Origin of the sequence: Cellulomonas bogoriensis 69B4 = DSM 16987 (assembly GCF_000767165.1) — a bacterium.
Classification (GTDB): Bacteria; Actinomycetota; Actinomycetes; order Actinomycetales; family Cellulomonadaceae; genus Actinotalea; species Actinotalea bogoriensis.
Genome location: NZ_AXCZ01000010.1, coordinates 19,454 through 36,163 on the forward strand (window position 1 = coordinate 19,454; position 16,710 = coordinate 36,163).

Below are 16,710 nucleotides of genomic sequence, written 5' to 3' on the forward strand. Positions count from 1 at the left end.
GCCCCACACCCTGCCCGTACAGCGCGAGGGCCGCCCCGCAGGGGGCGGCCCTCGTCGTCGACCACCCCTGGGGCGGCCGTGATGGTGTGGTCCTCAGCCCTGCGGGGCCAGGAGGAACCCGGTGCCGTCACCGGCCGGTGCGGCGTCGAGCTGCTGGTCGGCCAGGACGTCGGAGGTCGTGGGCTCGACGAACACGCGCGCACCCTCCTCCTCGATCACGGTGTCGCCCTCGGGTGCGGCCGGGACCAGGGACAGCTCGAAGCTGCCCACCTGCTCCTCGGACTGGGCGATGCGCAGGCCACCCTCCTGGGGCAGGCCGGCACGGGTGGAGATGTCTTGCACGGCGGCGCGGGCGTTGTCGGTCAGGGTGAGCATCGAGGCTCCTTCGATTGCCGGGATCGACGCCGGGCGACCGCGGTGCGGTCCGGCACCCGTGGTCCGGGTGCTGCCCGGGCGTCACGGGCCCTACAACCGTCACAACGTCCCCGGCGGCCCGCAACCGCACACCCCCCGAAATCCCACCCAGCGGACAGCGCGGTCCAGATGGCGCCCGCGCCGTGACCTGCACCACAGAGCACACGTCTCGACCTCCGGCAGGATGGGAGCGCGTCCACACCTGTTCGCCGACCACCGGAGGTCCCGTGTCCCTCGTCCTCGTCACCGGCTCGTCCGCCGGCATCGGCCTGGAGACCGCCCGTCAGATCCTCGAACGAGGCCACACCGTGGTGGCGCACGCCCGGGACGAGGAGCGAGCCGAGCTCGCCCGTGAGGCCCTCCCCGGGGTCCACGACGTCGTGGTGGGTGACCTGACGTCGCTGGACCAGACCCGCCACCTGGCGGAGCAGGCCCGCACCGTCGGGCCGCCCGACGTCGTGATCCACAACGCAGGCGTGGGCGGCGGGGCGCCCGAGCGCGTGCAGACCGGGGACGGGTTGGAGCGCATCTTCCAGGTCAACGTCGTGGCCCCGTACCTGCTGACCGCCGCCCTGCCACGACCCGCACGCGTGGTCTACCTGACCTCGGGCCTGCAGGACCGCGGCCACCTGCACCTGCAGGACCTGCAGCACGCCGACCGCCCCTGGGACGGGATGCAGGCCTACTCGGACTCCAAGCTGGCCGACGTCGCGCTCGCCCTGGCCGTGGCCCGCCTGTGGCCCGAGACCCTCAGCACCGCCGTCGACCCGGGGTGGATCAAGACCCGGCTCGGCGGCCCCGACGCCCCCGACCCCGTCGAGGACGGCGCCGCGACGCAGGTGTGGCTCGCGACCGCCGACGAGCCCGCCGCACGGGTGACCGGTGCGTACCTGAAGCGGTTCGAGCACCTGACCCCCAACCCCCAGGCGACGGACGTGACCGTCCAGGACGTCCTGCTGGACCGCCTCGCGCAGCTCACCGGGATCCGGTTGCCCACCTGAGACCGGCTACCGGGTCTCGGGGCTCGAGGCCTCGCGGTCCTCGTCCGGCCCGGAGAACGCGCGTGACCGCTCGACGGCCTCGGTGCTGCCGGCGAACAACCGCGAGCGCTCCTCACCCGACTCGTCGTCGTCCTCGGTGACGACCGGCCGCGAGATCCGCTCCCACCGGCTGCGGGGCAGGGCCTCCGGGTGCTCGCGCTGCAACCACCGGATCAGGCCCTCGCGCACGTAGCACCGCAGGTCGAACAGGGTGGGGGCGTCGGCCGCCGAGGCCAGTGCCCGCACCCGGACCAGGCCGCCGGTCGCCTCGGTGACCTGCAGCACCCCCGCGCGCCGGTCCCACAGGTCGGTCGACTCCAGGAGCCTGGTCAGCTCGGCCCGCATCTGCTCCACCGGCACCGTCCAGTCCAGGTCGATCTCGACGGTGCCGAGCAGGTCCGCCGCGCTGCGGGTCCAGTTCTGGAACGGGGTCGAGGTGAACCACGTCGACGGCAGGATGATCCGCCGGTCGTCCCAGGCGTGCACGACCACGTACGTGAGCGTGATCTCCTCGATGCGGCCCCACTCCCCGTCCACGACCACCACGTCGTCGACCCGGATCGCGTCGGTGAACGCCAGCTGCAGGCCCGCGAACACGTGCGACAACGTGCTCTGCGCCGCGAGACCCGCCACGACCGACAGCAGACCGGCCGAGGCCAGCACCGCCGCACCGGCCGCCCGTGCCTGCTCGAACGTGAGCAGGACCGCCGCGAGGGCGCAGACCGCCAGCAGCGCCAGGGTCAGGCGCCGGACCACCATGATCTGGGTGCGCACCCGGCGGGCGTGGCGGTTGTCCGGCACGTCCAGCCGGTACCGCAGCAGCACGGCACTCTCGGCCACCTGCACCAACGAGCCCACCAGCCACGCGACCGCGACGATCAGCGCGATCAGCACCAGGTGCTCGGTGGCAGGCAGCCAGACGCGCTCGTCGCCCTCGCTGGCTATCCGCAGTGCCGGTCCGGTCAGCACCAGCGCCAGGACCACCCGCAGCGGCTGCCGGGCCCGTCGGGCCAGGTCCTGGGCCAGCCCGCGTCGACGGAGCACGGCCCGCACCACGGCAGAGATCACCGCGGCGAGCAGCAGCCCGGCCACGACCGCGGCACTGATCGCGATCGCGACCGTGAGCGCCGAGGTGACCTCGTCGACAGCGACCTCGGCGGGCGTCTCGGGAGCGGTGGACGGGACGAGCCGGACAACGGGGGGCATGCCCGTCAGGGTAGGCAGCGTCTCACCCCGTGTGCACCACCGGCGCCGGACCGTGCAGACCTATGCTGGCGCGATGAGCACGTGGATGGTGACCGGCGGAGCCGGGTACATCGGGTCGCACGTCGTCGAGGCGTTCCGCGCCCAGGGCATCGGGGTGGTCGTCGTCGACGACCTGTCCAGCGGGCACGAGGCGTTCGTGCCGGCGGACGTCCCCTTCGTCCGCACGGACGTCCAGGACCGGGAGGCCGTGGCCGCTGCCCTGGACGAGCACCGGGTCCAGGGCGTGGTGCACCTGGCGGGGTTCAAGTACGCGGGCGTCAGCGTCACCCGCCCCCTGCACACCTATACCCAGAACGTCACCGGGACCGTCGCGCTGCTGCAGGCGATGGCCGACGCAGGCACCACCGACATCGTGTTCTCGTCCTCAGCGGCGGTCTACGGGACGCCGACGGTGGACCTGGTCACCGAGACCACCCCCACCCTGCCCGAGTCGCCCTACGGGGAGAGCAAGCTGGTGGGCGAGTGGCTGCTGCGCGACCAGGCCCGGGCGCTGGAGGGAACCAGCACCCCGTTGCGGCACACCTCGCTCCGGTACTTCAACGTGGTGGGCTCCGGCCACGACCACCTGTACGACACCAGCCCCCACAACCTGTTCCCCCTGGTGCTGGACGCCCTGGTCCAGGGCCGCACCCCCACGGTCTTCGGCACCGACTACCCCACCCCCGACGGCACCTGCGTGCGTGACTACGTGCACGTCGCCGACCTCGCGACCTCGCACGTGGCCGCCGCCCGGGCCCTGGAGGGCGGGCACGACCTCGCCCCCGTGTACAACCTGGGCTCCGGGGACGGGGTGTCCGTCCGGCAGATCATGTCGGCCGTGGCCAGCGTGACGGGCACCCCCTTCACCCCGCAGGAGGCCCCGCGCCGCCCCGGGGACCCCGCGCGCATCGTCGCCTCCGGTGAGCTCGCCGCGCGCGACCTCGACTGGCAGATGCGCCACACCCTGGAGCAGATGGTCGAGTCGGCCTGGCGGGCCCGTCAGGCCGCCGAGGCCGCCACACCCTGACGTCAGGTGGCGGGGAATCTCGTCGCGCGCACCCCACGCAGGGCCTCCATGCGCCCCGCGACCTGCTCGAGCACGTCCTGCGAACCGGCGTAGACCCCCTCGTCGCGCGGCCAGTGGACCACCACGTCGGTGAACCCCAGCGCCGCGGCCCGCTCCACCCCTTCGGCCAGCAGCTCCACCGAGCCCAGGGAGTAGCGGGGAGCCCCGTCCAGGCTCAGGTACCGGTCGATGCCGGCCGGGTCCCGGCCGGCCTCACGGGCCACCCCGTCGAAACGGTCGACCAGGGCCGCCAAGCCGTCCCACCACCGCTCCTGGGCGTCCTGCGGCGAGCCGTCGTCCTGGACCACCGGCCCGTACGTGCCCCAGGCCTGACCCCACCGTGCCGCGACCCGCAGGGCACGGGGACCGTTGGCGGCGACCACGAACGGCACCCGCGGGCGCTGCACGCAGCCGGGCAGCATGCGGGCCTCGTGCGCCTCGTACCACTGCCCGTGGAACGTCGTCACCGGCTCACGCAGCAGCCGATCCAGCAGGTCCACGAACTCCTCGAAGCGTGCCGCCCGGTCCGTCGGGACCGCGGCCGGACCCAGGACGTGGGCGTCCACGCCGGTGCCCCCGGCGCCGAGCCCCAGCAGGAACCGACCACCGGAGACGTCGTCCAGGCCCATGACGTCCTTGGCGAACGGCACCGGGTGACGGTAGTTGGGCCCCGCCACCCAGGTCCCGAGGCCGATCCGCTCGGTCGCGGTCGCGGCGGCGGCGAGCAGCGGCACGGTCGCCAGCCACGGCTCGTCCACCAGGGTGCGCCAGGCCAGGTGGTCGTACGTCCAGGCGTGGTCGAACCCGTAGTCCTCGGCCCGCCGCCAGCGGTCACGGTCCTGGGCCCATCGGACCTGGGGCAGCAGCACGATCCCCAGACGCATCAGGCCCACCCCAGCTCGTGCAGGCGCTCGTCGTCGATGCCGAAGTGGTGGGCGATCTCGTGGACGACGGTCACCGCGACCTCCTCGACGACCTCGTCCACCGTGTCGCAGATCGCCAGGGTCGGGTGACGGAAGATCGTGATGCGGTCCGGCAGCGACCCGGCCGACCACCAGTGGTCGCGCTCGGTCAGGGCCACCCCCTCGTAGACGCCCAGGAGCTCGGGCTCGTCCTCGGGCGCGTCGTCCTCGACCAGCACGACGACGTTGTCCATCTGAGCGGCGAGCTCGGGCGGGACGGTGTCCAGCGCGTCACGGACGGCGTCCTCGAACTCCTCACGGCTCATCTCCACCACCTGCCCATCATCCCCCGAGTCCGGCCACGAGCGGTCCGCCCGGGCCGACTTTGGAGATCCGGGCCGGACCCCGTATGCTTCACGAGGTCTTGCGACGCTTCGACGTCAGGGCGTCAGATGACTTGCCCCCATCGTCTAGCGGCCTAGGACCCCGCCCTTTCACGGCGGTAGCACGGGTTCGAATCCCGTTGGGGGTACGGCACGTGCAGTGATATGAGTTACACCGCAGTTCAGCAGGACCTTGTTCCACACAAGGCCCCGTAGCGCAGTTGGTTAGCGCGCCGCCCTGTCACGGCGGAGGTCGCGGGTTCAAGTCCCGTCGGGGTCGCTCGTCGCAGCCCGGTCTCACGACCGGGAACCGACGTCTCGGCCAGATAGCTCAGTTGGTAGAGCGTTCGACTGAAAATCGAAAGGTCCGCGGTTCGAACCCGCGTCTGGCCACCCACGTTGAACGCCGCAGGCCCTCGCCCTGGCCTGCACACATCCTCTCCGATTGCCGAACCGGCGTGAGCCCGGTTGGCTTGGCTCGGAACCAAGCCGACCCCCGGGCCACCCCCGGCCGAAGAGAAGGATGTGGTGAGGTGAGCAGCACGGGACGTCCCGACACCCGCCCGAGCATCGGAGAGCTCGTGGGCAGCCTGACGGAGAAGCTGTCCCGGCTGATCCGCGACGAGATCAGCCTCGCCAAGGCCGAGATGGCGCAGAAGGCCAAGCACGCCGGGGTCGGTGCCGGCCTGCTCGCCGGGGCCGCGCTGCTCGGGTTCTTCGCCCTCGCCACCCTGATCGCCACGGCCGTCCTCGGCCTCGCCGAGGTGCTGGCACCCTGGTTGGCAGCCCTGATCGTGACCCTGGTGCTGCTGACGATCACCGGGATCCTGGCACTGGTCGGGGTCAAAGCGCTCAAGAAGGGTGTCCCGCCCGTCCCCGAGCGCGCCCAGAGCAGCCTCCGCTCCGACGTCGAGGCCGTGAAGGAAGGACTGCAGCGATGAGCCCCACCACCCCCGACGCAGCCGAGCAGGACACCCGCTCCCCCGCCCAGATCGAGGCGGACATCGCTCGCACCCGCCAGGAGATCAAGCTCGCCGTCGACGAGCTCTCCAACCGCCTGGACCCCCGCGTCCAGGCCAAGGCCGTCGGGGATGAGACCCGGGCCGCAGCGGCCGACCTTCGACGCCGGCTGGCACGGGAACCACGCGGCCTGACCGAGTCCCCGCCCACCACCCGCGGCTGGGTCGTCCTGGGGGTCGGCGCCGCCCTCACGGCCCTGGTCCTGACCGCCGTCGTACGTCGCCTCTAGACCGCCGGCAGCGGCTCCTGGACGCAACGCGAGGGCCCCACCACCGTCATGGTGGTAGGGCCCTCGTCGTACCGGGTGCTGAGCGGCCGGGCGCCGTCGCTCAGAACCCTCCCTCCCGGCGCGGCACCAAACGCTGCGCCGGGACGTCCAGCATCTCCCGGACCTCGCCCTCACGGTAGCGACGGTGCCCGCCGAGGGTACGGACGGGCGTGAGCCTGCCGGCGTCCGCCCACCGGCTGACGGTCTTCGGGTCGACGTCGAACATCGCAGCCACCTCACGGGGCGTCAAGAGCGCCTGGGGGGCGGTGGGTCGTCCTGACACGTGATCCCTCCTCCTACGGCCTGCTCGGTCCGGACCCCCACGGCGTCCACGGCCCGCCGACCGGATGAAACTCATGCTCGCACGGGCCCCCGGGGCCCGCACCCGCATGCTCCACGTCCCCCACCCCGCGGGTGCGGAATCCACTACGGTAAGCGCCTTCCCGGGCTGGTGAGCCGGACAGTTCGGGCACCGCTTTGCGGGTTCCTCACCTGCACCGCACCACCCCCCGAAGGCCGTGAGGAGGGCCACCGACGGTGCCCGGCCCGAGCGTCGCGACCCCCGCAGGTCGCAGGGAGGGCCCCGGAGCATGTACCGTTAGCGAACGACGAAGAACCAGCACCCCGGGGCCGCAACGTGACACACGGTGCCGCCCCGCTTCTACGTTAGAGGGGGTCGGTGCCATGGGGCGCGGCCGTCAGAAGGCTAAGCAGACCAAGGTCGCTCGAGCGCTGAAGTACTCCAGCTATGAGCCGAACTACAAGGCTCTTGAGCAGGAGCTCACCTCAGGCGCGCGCCGAAGCGACCTGGTCACCGAGAACCCTCACGGGTCCGGGGACCACGACGACGACCTCAGAGACTGGTCGCCGGACGATCGTTGACGTCGTGTGCGCCTGCCGCGCCGGTCTGACCGGCCGGTAGGCGCACACGTCTCGTTCGTCCATCTGGGTGACAGCACCCGGGCCGATCCTTGGCGACCCGTCGCGCAGCGGCGACGTGCACAGTCGCTCCCCGGGTACTGCGTCAGCCGGCGCGGTACCCGTTGCGCAGGTGCACCGTGCCGCCGTCGACACCCTTGGCGCCCCGGACCACGTCCGTGCCGGCGGGCTCACCCTGGTCCTCGCCGACCGTGCCCAGGACCCACGCGTCGATCCCTGCGGCGCGCAACGACGCGATCGCCGGGTCCGCTCCCGCAGGACCCACCACAGCCACCATCCCGACACCCAGGTTCAGGGTGCGCTCGAGGTCGGCCCACGGCACCTGCCCCAGGCCTCGCACCATGTCGAACACGGGCGGGACCGTCCAGCACGACCGGTCGACGTCCGCGGCCAGGCCCCGGGGGATCACGCGGGCCAGGTTCGCCGCCAGACCTCCACCGGTGACGTGGCTGAAGACCCGGACCTCGGCGGCGGGGTCGCGCGCCAGGTCCAGGCACGGGCGCGTGTACAGGCGGGTGGGCTCCAGGAGCTCCAGGCCCAGCTCCCGGCCCAGCTCGTCGACGTGACGGTCCAGGGACCAGCCCGCCAGCTGCACCACCCGGCGCACCAGGGAGTAGCCGTTGGAGTGCAGCCCTGACGAGGCCATCGCGACCACCACGTCGCCGGCCCTGACCCGCTCCGGGCCGAGCAGCGCATCAGCCTCGACCACACCGGTCGCCGCACCGGCCACGTCGTACTCGTCAGGGCCCAGCAGACCAGGGTGCTCGGCGGTCTCACCGCCCACCAGGGCCGTACCCGTCTCGGCGCACGCCGCGGCGATCCCCCGCACGATCGCGGCGACGCGCTCGGGCACGACCGAGCCGGTCGCGATGTAGTCCGTCATGACCAGGGGCTCGGCACCCACCACGACGATGTCGTCCACGACCATGCCGACCAGGTCGAACCCGATCGTGTCGTGCACGTCCATCGCCTGGGCGATGGCGACCTTGGTGCCCACGCCGTCCGTCGAGCTCGCCAGCAACGGGCGCAGGTACCGGGTCAGCGCAGACGCGTCGTACAGGCCGGCGAAGCCCCCGACACCACCCAGGACCTGGGGGCCGTGGGTCGCCCGGACCGCGTCCTTCATCAGCTCCACGGCCCGGTCACCGGCCTCGGTGTCCACACCGGCCGACGCGTACGTCACCGGCTGGTTCGCGGCGCTCACGGGTGCTCCAGCGCCGTGGAGGCGCCCGCCGAGCCCAGGAGGGTCGACAACCCGTCCTCAGGTGCACCCAGCGCGAGCTCGCTCTGCTCCAGCAGGTGCTTGCCCAGGCGGTCCGAGGCCGGCAGCTCGATCGGGTAACGGCCGGTGAAGCACGCCGTGCACAACCGCGACGAGGGTTGCTCGGTGGCCTGGACCATGCCCTCCAGCGAGATGTAGCCCAGGGAGTCGGCGCCGATCGACCGGCCGATCTCCTCAGGCGACAACCCGGTGGCGATCAGCTCGGCGCGCGAGGCGAAGTCGATGCCGTAGAAGCAGGGCCACATCACCGGCGGGGCCGAGATGCGGATGTGGATCTCGGCGGCACCCGCCTCACGCAGCATGCGCACCAGAGCCCGCTGGGTGTTGCCGCGGACGATCGTGTCGTCGACGACGACCAGGCGCTGGCCCTGGATGACCTCGCGCAGCGGGTTCAGCTTGAGCCGGATCCCGAGCTGGCGCAACGTCTGGGACGGCTGGATGAACGTCCGGCCCACGTAGGCGTTCTTCGTCAGGCCCTGGGCGTACCGGATGCCCGACTCGGCGGCGTACCCGATGGCCGCAGGCGTCCCGGACTCCGGGACCGGGATCACCAGGTCGGCGTCCACCGGGTGCTCCCGGGCCAGGGCGCGGCCCATCTCGACCCTGGCGGCGTGCACCGACCGACCCGAGATCGAGGTGTCGGGGCGGGCCAGGTACACGTACTCGAACACGCACCCGGTCGGGGTCTTCTCGGCGAACTGACGGGTGCGGAGCCCGTCGGCGTCGATGGCCACGAGCTCACCGGGCTCGACCTCACGCACGAACGACGCACCCACGATGTCCAGCGCCGCGGTCTCGCTCGCCACGACCCAGCCGCGCTCCAGCCGGCCCAGCACCAGCGGGCGGACGCCGTGCGGGTCCCGCGCCGCGTAGAGGGTGTTCTCGTCCATGAACACCAGGCAGAACGCACCCTTGAGGCGAGGCAGCACCTCCAAGGCGGTGGCCTCGAGGGTGTGGTCGGGGTCGCCCGCCAGCAGCGCCGTGACCAGCGCCGTGTCGGTGGTGGTCCCGCGTGCCAACTCCCCGCGTCGCCGCGAGCCGTACCGCTCGGCGACCAGGTCGACCAGCTCGGCCGAGTTCGTGAGGTTGCCGTTGTGGGCCAACGCGATGGTCCCACCCGCGGTCGGCCCCAGGGTCGGCTGGGCGTTCTCCCACGTCGAGGCACCGGTCGTGGAATAGCGGGTGTGCCCCACCGCGATGTGCCCGGTCAGGGCGTTGAGCGCGGTCTCGTCGAACACCTGGGACACCAGTCCCATGTCCTTGTAGACCAGCAGCTGCTCGCCGTTGGAGGTCGCGATGCCCGCCGACTCCTGGCCCCGGTGCTGCAAGGCGTAGAGGCCGAAGTACGTGAGCTTCGCCACCTCCTCTCCAGGAGCCCAGACCCCGAAGACGCCGCATGCGTCCTGGGGGCCCTTCTCACCGGGCAAGAGGTCATGTGTCAGTCGTCCGTCACCGCGGGCCACACCGTCATGGTTGCACACCTGACGCCGGACCTCGCACCGTGCCCGGCTTCTGGGCCGGGACCGAAGGGGCCGGCGACCGGTCAGCGGCGGCTGCGCCGGTCGGCGACCAGCGCCAGGCCCGCCCCGAGCAGGGCACCGAGCACCGCCAGGGTCAGTGCCGTCAGTGCCAGGACCGCCCCGATGCCCGTCCCGGTGCGCTCGGCGGGCCACAGGAGCACCAGGGGGACCGCCACCACGAGCCCGACGACGACTCCCGCGATCACGAACCCGCGGTAGCGCGGAGCGCGCCGCACCCGGCCCCGCACGACCTCGCCCTCAGGCGGGTCGACGGGACCGGGTGCGGGGGGTGTCTGGTCGGCCACAGGGTGACCTTACCCGGGGCCGCTGTCCCCGATCAGGGGCGCCACCACCCGATGAACAGGTGCCACAACCAGCCGAAGACCTTCTTCACCACGGCGACCAGCCACGGGTCGTCGGCCGGGTCGGGTGCGTCCGCCTGCGCGACCGGGACCACGAACGTGGCCGTGGTGCCGGTCGACTCGACGAACGCCTCGACCTCGAGCCCGCCCTCGGCGGCTCCCTGCGGCACCGGGAAGGCGAGGGTCGCCCGACCGACCTCGTCGGTCCCGTCGACGACGGAGGGGTCGATCGGGGACGTGGCGACCTCCGTTCCGTCCACCCGGAGCGCCACCACCTCGCCCTGCGGCTCGCCTGCGCTGAACAGCAGCGACGACAGCTCGACCGTCACGGTGGCCCCCGGGGCGGCACCGCCCGCCGGCACGTCCGGCAGGTGCACCCCGACGGCCCGCTGGGCCAGGTCCGGGCTCACCGGGGACATCTGGTCCATGTAGTCCACGAAGGCCTGCAGGTCCACCCGCCCGGAGTCCCGGACGTCGGCGCCCTGGGCGAGGGTGGCGAAGTTGTCGCCGCCGGCCGCCAGGAACGAGTTCGCGACCACCGTGTAGCCGGCCTGCAGGTCCAGCGGCTCACCGTCGACCAGCACCCTCGTGATCCGCTCACCGCGCGCAGCGGTCGGGTCGTAGGTGTAGGTCAGCCCCGAGACGCCGAGCTTGAGGAACGGACGGCTCGAACCCTCCGGCTGCCACTGCTCCTCCAGGACGGCCACCACCTGCTCACCGGTCAGTTCCATGGTGACCAGGGTGTTGGCGAACGGCTGGACGGTCGCCGCCTGCCGGTAGGTGATCGTCCCGTCGGGGTGCTCACCGCCGGTGGTGTACGGCAGGTCCGCGCGCAGGCCTCCGGGGTTCATGAACGCGATCTGGGTGCCCGCGTCCTGGGTGGCCCACCGCTGCACGTCGGCCACCAGGTTGCCCAGGGTCGACTCCCCGCCACGGTTCTCCTGGCCGTTGGCCTGCTGGGCACGGGCGAGGCCCGCAGTCACCTGACCGAGGGGCTGCGCACCGACCTCGTCGGCGAGCTCGACGGCCTCGGCGACGATCGCCGCGACCTCCTCGTCCGCGGGGTAGGCGGGCTCGCCGTCCACCACCAGTGGCAGCACCTCGGCCGCGTTCTCGACGACGTCACCGGTGGTGCGGTCGACCGTCAGCGTCACGCGTGCCAGGTGCTCCCCGTACTGGCCCGCCTGCACCACGGGGCGGCCCAGCCCCTCGGGCCACCCGTCGACGGGCAGCTCGTGGGCGTGCACGCGGTGGGTGTGCCCGGCGAAGATCACGTCGACCTCAGGTGACACGCCGGTGGCGATCTGCCCGAACGCCGAGTCGTCGGTCGCGTCGGCGACGTCACCGGTCACCGGGCCCTCGTGGACCAGGAGGACCAGGACGTCGGCCTCACCATTGGACTCGTCGCCGTCGGTGAGGTCGGCCGCGACCCGGTTGACCTCGTCGACGATCGACCTGATCTCCAGGGACTCGATGCCGGCCGGGCTCACGAGCGTCGGCAGGTCCTCCGTCACCGCACCGATGAAGCCCACCCGGACCCCGTCGACCTCGGTGATCCAGTGGTCGTCGTAGGCGGGCTCACCGGTGGCCCGGTCGTACACGTTGGCGCCCAGGTGCGGGAACTGCGACGCGGGGATCACACGGTCGTCCAGGTCGGTGCGCCCCAGGTCGAACTCGTGGTTGCCGACCGAGGTGACGTCCAGGCCCATGGCGTTCAGCGCGTCCAGCGTGGGCTTGTCGCCCAGGACGAACGACGTGAACGTGGAGGCCCCGATGTTGTCACCGGCCGAGGCGAACAGGGTGTTGGGGTTCTGCTCACGGAACGCGTCCACGGCCCCGGCGAGGACGGCGACGCCCGCGGCGGGCGGGGCGGCCTCGATGCGCCCGTGCAGGTCGTTGATACCGAGGATGTCGATCTCGACGGTGTCGCCCGCGTCGGCGGGCTCGTCCCGCAGGCCCACCAGCACCGGGTCGTGGTCGGAGGAGCGGAAGACCGTGCCGGCCTCGGCCTCGGCGGCCGCCCCGTTGTACTGGAACCCGTACCACTCGGCGGAGTTGATGTCCCAGACCCCGGCGCCCGTGACCCGCTCGGCGAACCCGGGGGTGGCCAGGGCGTGGTCCAGGGAGCCGAGCTCACCGTCGAACGTGTAGGTGTAGCTGCCCGGGGCGTGCACCGCCGTCAGGTCGACCAGACCCGCGTCCAGGAACGCCACGACCGGGTCCTCCTGGCTGTAGGCGTTCAGGTCGCCCATCACCACGACGTCCTCGACACCGTCGGCGGCGAGGTCCTCCACGAGCGCCAGCACGCCGCGGGCCTGCCCGACGCGCTCGGCGTTGAAGAACCCCTGGCCGTCGGCCGGCTGGGCGCCGGAGCCACCGCCCTTGGACTTGAAGTGGTTGGTGACCACGGCGAACTCAGAGCCCGGCCCGTCCGCGGTGACGAACGTCTGCGCGATGGGCTCACGGGCGATGTCCCACACCGACTCGTCGACCTGGGTGCGTGCCTCACCGACCGGCTCGACGGCGTCCTGCCGGTAGATGATCGCGTTCATGATCACGTCGGTGTCCGGGGCGTCGGGGCCCACGAGTGCCGACGGGGTGGGCACGTGGCTCCACACCTCGCCGCCCTCCGCGTCGTTGAGCGCGCCCACCAGGTCCTGGAGTGCGACGTCGGGCTCACCGGAGCCGAAGTGCACGGAGTTCTCGACCTCCTGCAGGGCGACGACGTCCGCGCCGAGGCCGGTGATCGCGGCCACGATCTTGGCGCGCTGACGCTCGAGCTGGGCGGCGGTGCGCGCACCGCGTGCCCGGGAGTCGTCCTGGGACAGGGTCGTGAAGTAGTTCAGGACGTTGAAGGCGCCCACGGTCAGGTCCCCACCGACCTCGGGGGGCCCGTCCGGGCGGGGCGAGAGCGGCGTGAAGGTCGGGATCTCGCTCGCGGGGCTCTGGTCACTGATCGGGGTGGTGGGCTGCAGGCGCCACTCGTCGAACCCGTAGTGCAGGACGTAGGTGAGGTCGTCGAACTCGACGCCGTCACCGTTGCGCACGCGCCGCTCGGGTGACAGGTAGGGCTGGGTGGCCCCGGTGACCTGGGTGCTGCGCCCGTCGTCCAGCAGGATGCGGCGGGCGGCGTTCAGGGTCGCGATCGCGTCGGCCTCGGGGCCCGGGCGCGTCGCCTCGGTGCCCTTGACCGGCATCTCGGCCCCGGCGCTGAGCCACAGGGCCCCGTAGCGGTCGACCTCGTGGCTGGACACCACCCGGTAGTCGCCCTGGGGGGTGACCAGCATGCTCTCGTACTGCTCCCGCTCGTCCCCCACGACGTCGTCGGTCAACGGCACCGGGTCTGGCAGGTCGGCCTGGCCGGTGACGGTCAGCGACGCGGCCTGGCCGGAGGCGTTGATCTGGGTCAGCCCGAAGTACTCGCCGGCCACGCCGCGCACCAGGACGGTGTCGCCGATGGTCGCGTCGGTGGTGCGGTTGCCCAGGAAGACGAAGATCCCGTCCGAGGCGCCCGGGGTGGACGTGTCCTGACCACCGGAGCCGACGGTCTGGACGTACAGGCCGCGGAACCCACCGGTGGTGTGGTCGGCGGTGACGACGCCCTCGACGGCGACGGTGGAACCCGCCAGCGGCGTGCTGGCGCCCGTGCCCTGGACCTCGGCGATCGTGTGGGTCGCCTCGGAGGCGTCCTGCACGGCGGCGGGCGTGGGGCCCGTGGCGCCGAGCGCCGGTGGCACCACCAGGACCGACAGGCCCAGGGCGGTGGTGGTCAGGGCCGACAACGCGGCCAGGCGCGGGGTGGTGCGCCGGACGTGGGACGTCACAGGTCCTCCAGTGCGGTGGTGTGCGGCGTGGTGACGCCTGCCGACGCGGACGCGTCGACAACGGAGCACGCTAGACCCCGGCCCCGACACGCGCCAGGGGGTCCGTGACAGTTGTCACCTGATCGTTGACCTCCCGTGGCCGGGGGGTCACCTCGCCGCCCGTCGACCGACCGTCAGGGGCAGGAACCCGGACAGGTCCGCACGCGCACCCGATGCCCGGACCAGGCCGTCGCGGACGGCGTCGGACCAGGCCACCGTCCCCGTCACGAGACCCAACCAGGTCCCGGGGTCGGTCTCGACGACGTTGGGCGGCGTGCCGCGGGTGTGGCGGGGGCCCGGCACGGCCTGGACCGCCCCGTGCGGAGGGACCCGCACCTCCACCGAGCTGCCCGGGGCCACGTCGGCGAGCTCTTCGAGGGTGAATCGCACTGCGGTCCGCACCGCCGGCACCCCTACCCCCGACGGGTCCTCGCACCACGCCCGAAGGGCCACCTGACCTGCATGGGGATCAGTTCGTCGCGCTGCCACGGCACCAGCCAACCACATCCACATGATCAGAACTGGTGTGCTCCGAACGGGTGAATCCGGACTCAACGGACAGAGATGGCGGTCGATGAGCAAGGGGATCGCACCCGCGGGTCCCCCATCCCCCTGAGCGCGCGGGGCGTGCTGACGAAAGGCCCCCCGCATGCTTCGCCGTACCCTCGTACTGACGCTCCCTGCTGCCCTCGTGCTGCCGTGGACGGTCCCCGGCCCCCCCGCTGCCGCCGCTGAGGTGGGGGACGAGCTGACCGTCACCGGTGAGGTCCAACGGATCGCCATCGAGATGCACACCGGGCCGGACGTCGACCTCACCGTCGTCGTCCCCCCCGAGGGCGAGGGCGAACCCGTGCGGGTCCCGGACGAGGCGGTCCAGGACGTCCCGACGGGCGCGACGGCCGAGGTCAAGGTCAAGGGGGCCGACCCGGATGAGGACGTGACGTCACCGACCACCACCACCGAGGTGCTGGACGTCACGGTCCTGGACGAGGGGAGCGGCGCGGACGAGTGGGCCGCCGCGCAGAAGGTCGAGCACCAGGACGACGACCACGACCACGACCACGACCACGACCACCGTGTCGAGATCGCCGAGAGCTCGGCCCTGGCCGGCACCAGGACGGTGCACCTGTACACGGCACGGCTCCCGGGGCAGAGCAGCGACGGGATCCGCGCCCAGCACCTGCGCAGCGACCTCGTCAACCAGGTCGACCCCTACTGGTCGGCCTCCACGGGCGGACGCATCCGCTTCCGTACCGGCACCGAGCGCGACAACATGATCTACCACGGCTGGGGCTCGACCCGGACGTGCACCAACAGCCAGATCGTGGGGCTCCTGCAGTGGGCGAGCCTCAACGCAGGACACATGTTCGCCGCCGGCCACGGCGAGCACGCGCTGGTGTACACCCCGCGGGTCGCCGCGTGCGGGTTCGCGGGTGTCGCGCACGTCGCGAACGGGGGCGCGGCCTGGGTCAACGGCGACACGAACTCCTCGACCCGGTGGCCGATCATCGCCCACGAGCTCGGGCACAACCTGATGCTGGGTCACTCCCACTCCCGGACCGCGTGCTCGGGGGCCACCTCGGACGGGACGTCCAGCCGCTGCCGGAACGGCGACTACGGCGACGGGTACGACCTGATGGGAACCGCCAGCCGGCCCGGGCCGCTCAGCGGAGCACAGCTCGACGCCCTCGGTCTGCTGGACTCGACCAACTCCGTGCGGGCCACGTCCTCCCGCACCGTGGACCTCGCGCCGGTGGGGGGGCTCCGGGGGGTCCGCTTCCTCACGTTCACCAGCGGTGGGATCACGTACTACGTCGAGTACCGGGCCGCGGTCGGCCGCGACTCCGACCTCGCCACCAACCGGGTGGGTTGCCCCACGGGCCTGGCGCTGTGCTCACCTCCGACCCGGATCCGACCCGGGGTCGTGGTCCGACGGACCGACGTGCAGCGGGCCGGGCGGGAGACGTTCCTGCTGGACCCCGGGACCTCGTCCGCGAGGTTCGTGATGGGCGCCGGACGATCGTTCACGACCAGGGACGGCGAGGTCACGGTGACGGTGACCTCGGTCAACTCGAGCCGGGCGCGGATCCGCCTGGTGATGCCCAGCACGACCGGCAACGAGTACCACCTGCGCAACGACCTGCGCAGCGGCGTCGCCCACAGGACCTTCCGGTACGGCCGTGGCGACGACCACGTGCTCGTCGGCTCCTGGTACGGACGAGCCGGTGACTCGTTCGCGATCCGCCGGGGGAACACCTACCACCTGCACGATGGGCTCGGTCCGGGAGACGCGCGCGACGTCATCCACTACGGGCGGGCCGACGACGTCGTCCTGGTCGGCGACTGGAACGGGGACGGGCGGTCCACCCTCGCGGTGCGCCGGGGCCGGACCTACCACATCAAGAA

16 protein-coding genes and 3 tRNA genes are annotated in these 16,710 nt (G+C 72.4%); 9 read left to right on the top strand and 10 right to left on the bottom strand.

The window, feature by feature from the left end:
- Positions 1-93 precede the first annotated feature (93 nt).
- On the bottom strand, positions 94-375 hold the full coding sequence (locus N869_RS02160; protein ID WP_035057186.1) for an iron-sulfur cluster assembly accessory protein: 282 nt from the start codon (positions 373-375) through the stop codon (positions 94-96).
- A gap of 266 nt (positions 376-641) precedes the next feature.
- On the opposite strand from N869_RS02160, the gene N869_RS02165 reads away from it, so the two are divergent.
- Positions 642-1,415, top strand: a complete 774-nt coding sequence (locus N869_RS02165) for an SDR family NAD(P)-dependent oxidoreductase (RefSeq protein ID WP_035057189.1) — start codon at positions 642-644, stop codon at positions 1,413-1,415.
- Between the two features lie 6 nt (positions 1,416-1,421).
- Here the strand turns inward: N869_RS02165 and N869_RS02170 are convergent, their stop codons facing one another.
- Positions 1,422-2,660 carry a mechanosensitive ion channel family protein gene (locus N869_RS02170; protein ID WP_084136340.1) on the bottom strand — a complete coding sequence of 413 codons (1,239 nt, stop codon included), beginning with the start codon at positions 2,658-2,660 and terminating at the stop codon, positions 1,422-1,424.
- Between the two features lie 73 nt (positions 2,661-2,733).
- On the opposite strand from N869_RS02170, the gene galE reads away from it, so the two are divergent.
- Positions 2,734-3,726 carry a UDP-glucose 4-epimerase GalE gene (gene galE / locus N869_RS02175; RefSeq protein WP_035057192.1) on the top strand — a complete coding sequence of 331 codons (993 nt, stop codon included), beginning with the start codon at positions 2,734-2,736 and terminating at the stop codon, positions 3,724-3,726.
- 2 nt (positions 3,727-3,728) lie between these two features.
- On the opposite strand, the gene N869_RS02180 is transcribed toward galE, so the two are convergent.
- Positions 3,729-4,649, bottom strand: a complete 921-nt coding sequence (locus tag N869_RS02180; RefSeq protein ID WP_035057223.1) for an LLM class flavin-dependent oxidoreductase — start codon at positions 4,647-4,649, stop codon at positions 3,729-3,731.
- Positions 4,649-4,993 (bottom strand): metallopeptidase family protein, encoded by a 345-nt coding sequence (locus tag N869_RS02185; protein ID WP_052104866.1) that lies wholly within the window; start codon positions 4,991-4,993, stop codon positions 4,649-4,651. The genes N869_RS02180 and N869_RS02185 overlap by 1 nt, the downstream gene beginning before the upstream one ends.
- 133 nt (positions 4,994-5,126) lie before the next feature.
- Here N869_RS02185 and N869_RS02190 point away from each other — a divergent pair.
- The 5 genes from N869_RS02190 (at position 5,127) to N869_RS02210 (ending at position 6,299) form a co-directional block, all read left to right on the top strand.
- A tRNA-Glu gene (locus N869_RS02190) sits at positions 5,127-5,199 on the top strand.
- Between the two features lie 57 nt (positions 5,200-5,256).
- Positions 5,257-5,330, top strand: a tRNA-Asp gene (locus N869_RS02195).
- A gap of 40 nt (positions 5,331-5,370) precedes the next feature.
- Positions 5,371-5,443, top strand: a tRNA-Phe gene (locus N869_RS02200).
- A gap of 140 nt (positions 5,444-5,583) precedes the next feature.
- Positions 5,584-5,991, top strand: coding sequence for a phage holin family protein (locus N869_RS02205; protein ID WP_035057197.1), 408 nt, complete (start codon positions 5,584-5,586; stop codon positions 5,989-5,991).
- The gene (locus tag N869_RS02210) at positions 5,988-6,299 is read left to right on the top strand and encodes a DUF3618 domain-containing protein (protein WP_035057200.1); all 312 of its coding nucleotides are present in this window, start codon (positions 5,988-5,990) and stop codon (positions 6,297-6,299) included. The genes N869_RS02205 and N869_RS02210 overlap by 4 nt, the downstream gene beginning before the upstream one ends.
- Before the next feature lie 100 nt (positions 6,300-6,399).
- Here the strand turns inward: N869_RS02210 and N869_RS18375 are convergent, their stop codons facing one another.
- Entirely contained in the window at positions 6,400-6,621 is a 222-nt protein-coding gene (locus N869_RS18375) for a BldC family transcriptional regulator (protein ID WP_035057203.1), read from the bottom strand.
- Between the two features lie 401 nt (positions 6,622-7,022).
- On the opposite strand from N869_RS18375, the gene N869_RS02220 reads away from it, so the two are divergent.
- On the top strand, positions 7,023-7,220 hold the full coding sequence (locus N869_RS02220) for a DUF3073 domain-containing protein (protein ID WP_035057206.1): 198 nt from the start codon (positions 7,023-7,025) through the stop codon (positions 7,218-7,220).
- 142 nt (positions 7,221-7,362) lie between these two features.
- Here N869_RS02220 and purM read toward each other — a convergent pair whose 3' ends face one another.
- The 5 genes from purM to N869_RS02245 all read right to left on the bottom strand — a co-directional run bounded on the left by purM (position 7,363) and on the right by N869_RS02245 (position 14,811).
- Positions 7,363-8,481, bottom strand: a complete 1,119-nt coding sequence (purM, locus tag N869_RS02225; protein WP_035057208.1) for a phosphoribosylformylglycinamidine cyclo-ligase — start codon at positions 8,479-8,481, stop codon at positions 7,363-7,365.
- Positions 8,478-10,022: an amidophosphoribosyltransferase gene (gene purF / locus N869_RS02230; RefSeq protein WP_035057225.1), complete on the bottom strand. Its 1,545-nt coding sequence runs from the start codon at positions 10,020-10,022 to the stop codon at positions 8,478-8,480. Before purF ends, purM begins: the two co-directional genes overlap by 4 nt.
- Before the next feature lie 80 nt (positions 10,023-10,102).
- Entirely contained in the window at positions 10,103-10,384 is a 282-nt protein-coding gene (locus N869_RS02235) for a hypothetical protein (protein ID WP_035057210.1), read from the bottom strand.
- Positions 10,385-10,416: 32 nt separating this feature from the next.
- Complete coding sequence (locus tag N869_RS02240; protein ID WP_052104864.1) at positions 10,417-14,265, bottom strand: ExeM/NucH family extracellular endonuclease; 3,849 nt, start codon at positions 14,263-14,265, stop codon at positions 10,417-10,419.
- Positions 14,266-14,412: 147 nt separating this feature from the next.
- On the bottom strand, positions 14,413-14,811 hold the full coding sequence (locus N869_RS02245) for a sterol carrier family protein (RefSeq protein ID WP_035057212.1): 399 nt from the start codon (positions 14,809-14,811) through the stop codon (positions 14,413-14,415).
- A gap of 142 nt (positions 14,812-14,953) precedes the next feature.
- Here N869_RS02245 and N869_RS02250 point away from each other — a divergent pair.
- A partial coding sequence (locus N869_RS02250) for a metallopeptidase domain-containing protein (protein WP_198025928.1) occupies positions 14,954-16,710 on the top strand: 1,757 nt, incomplete at its 3' end.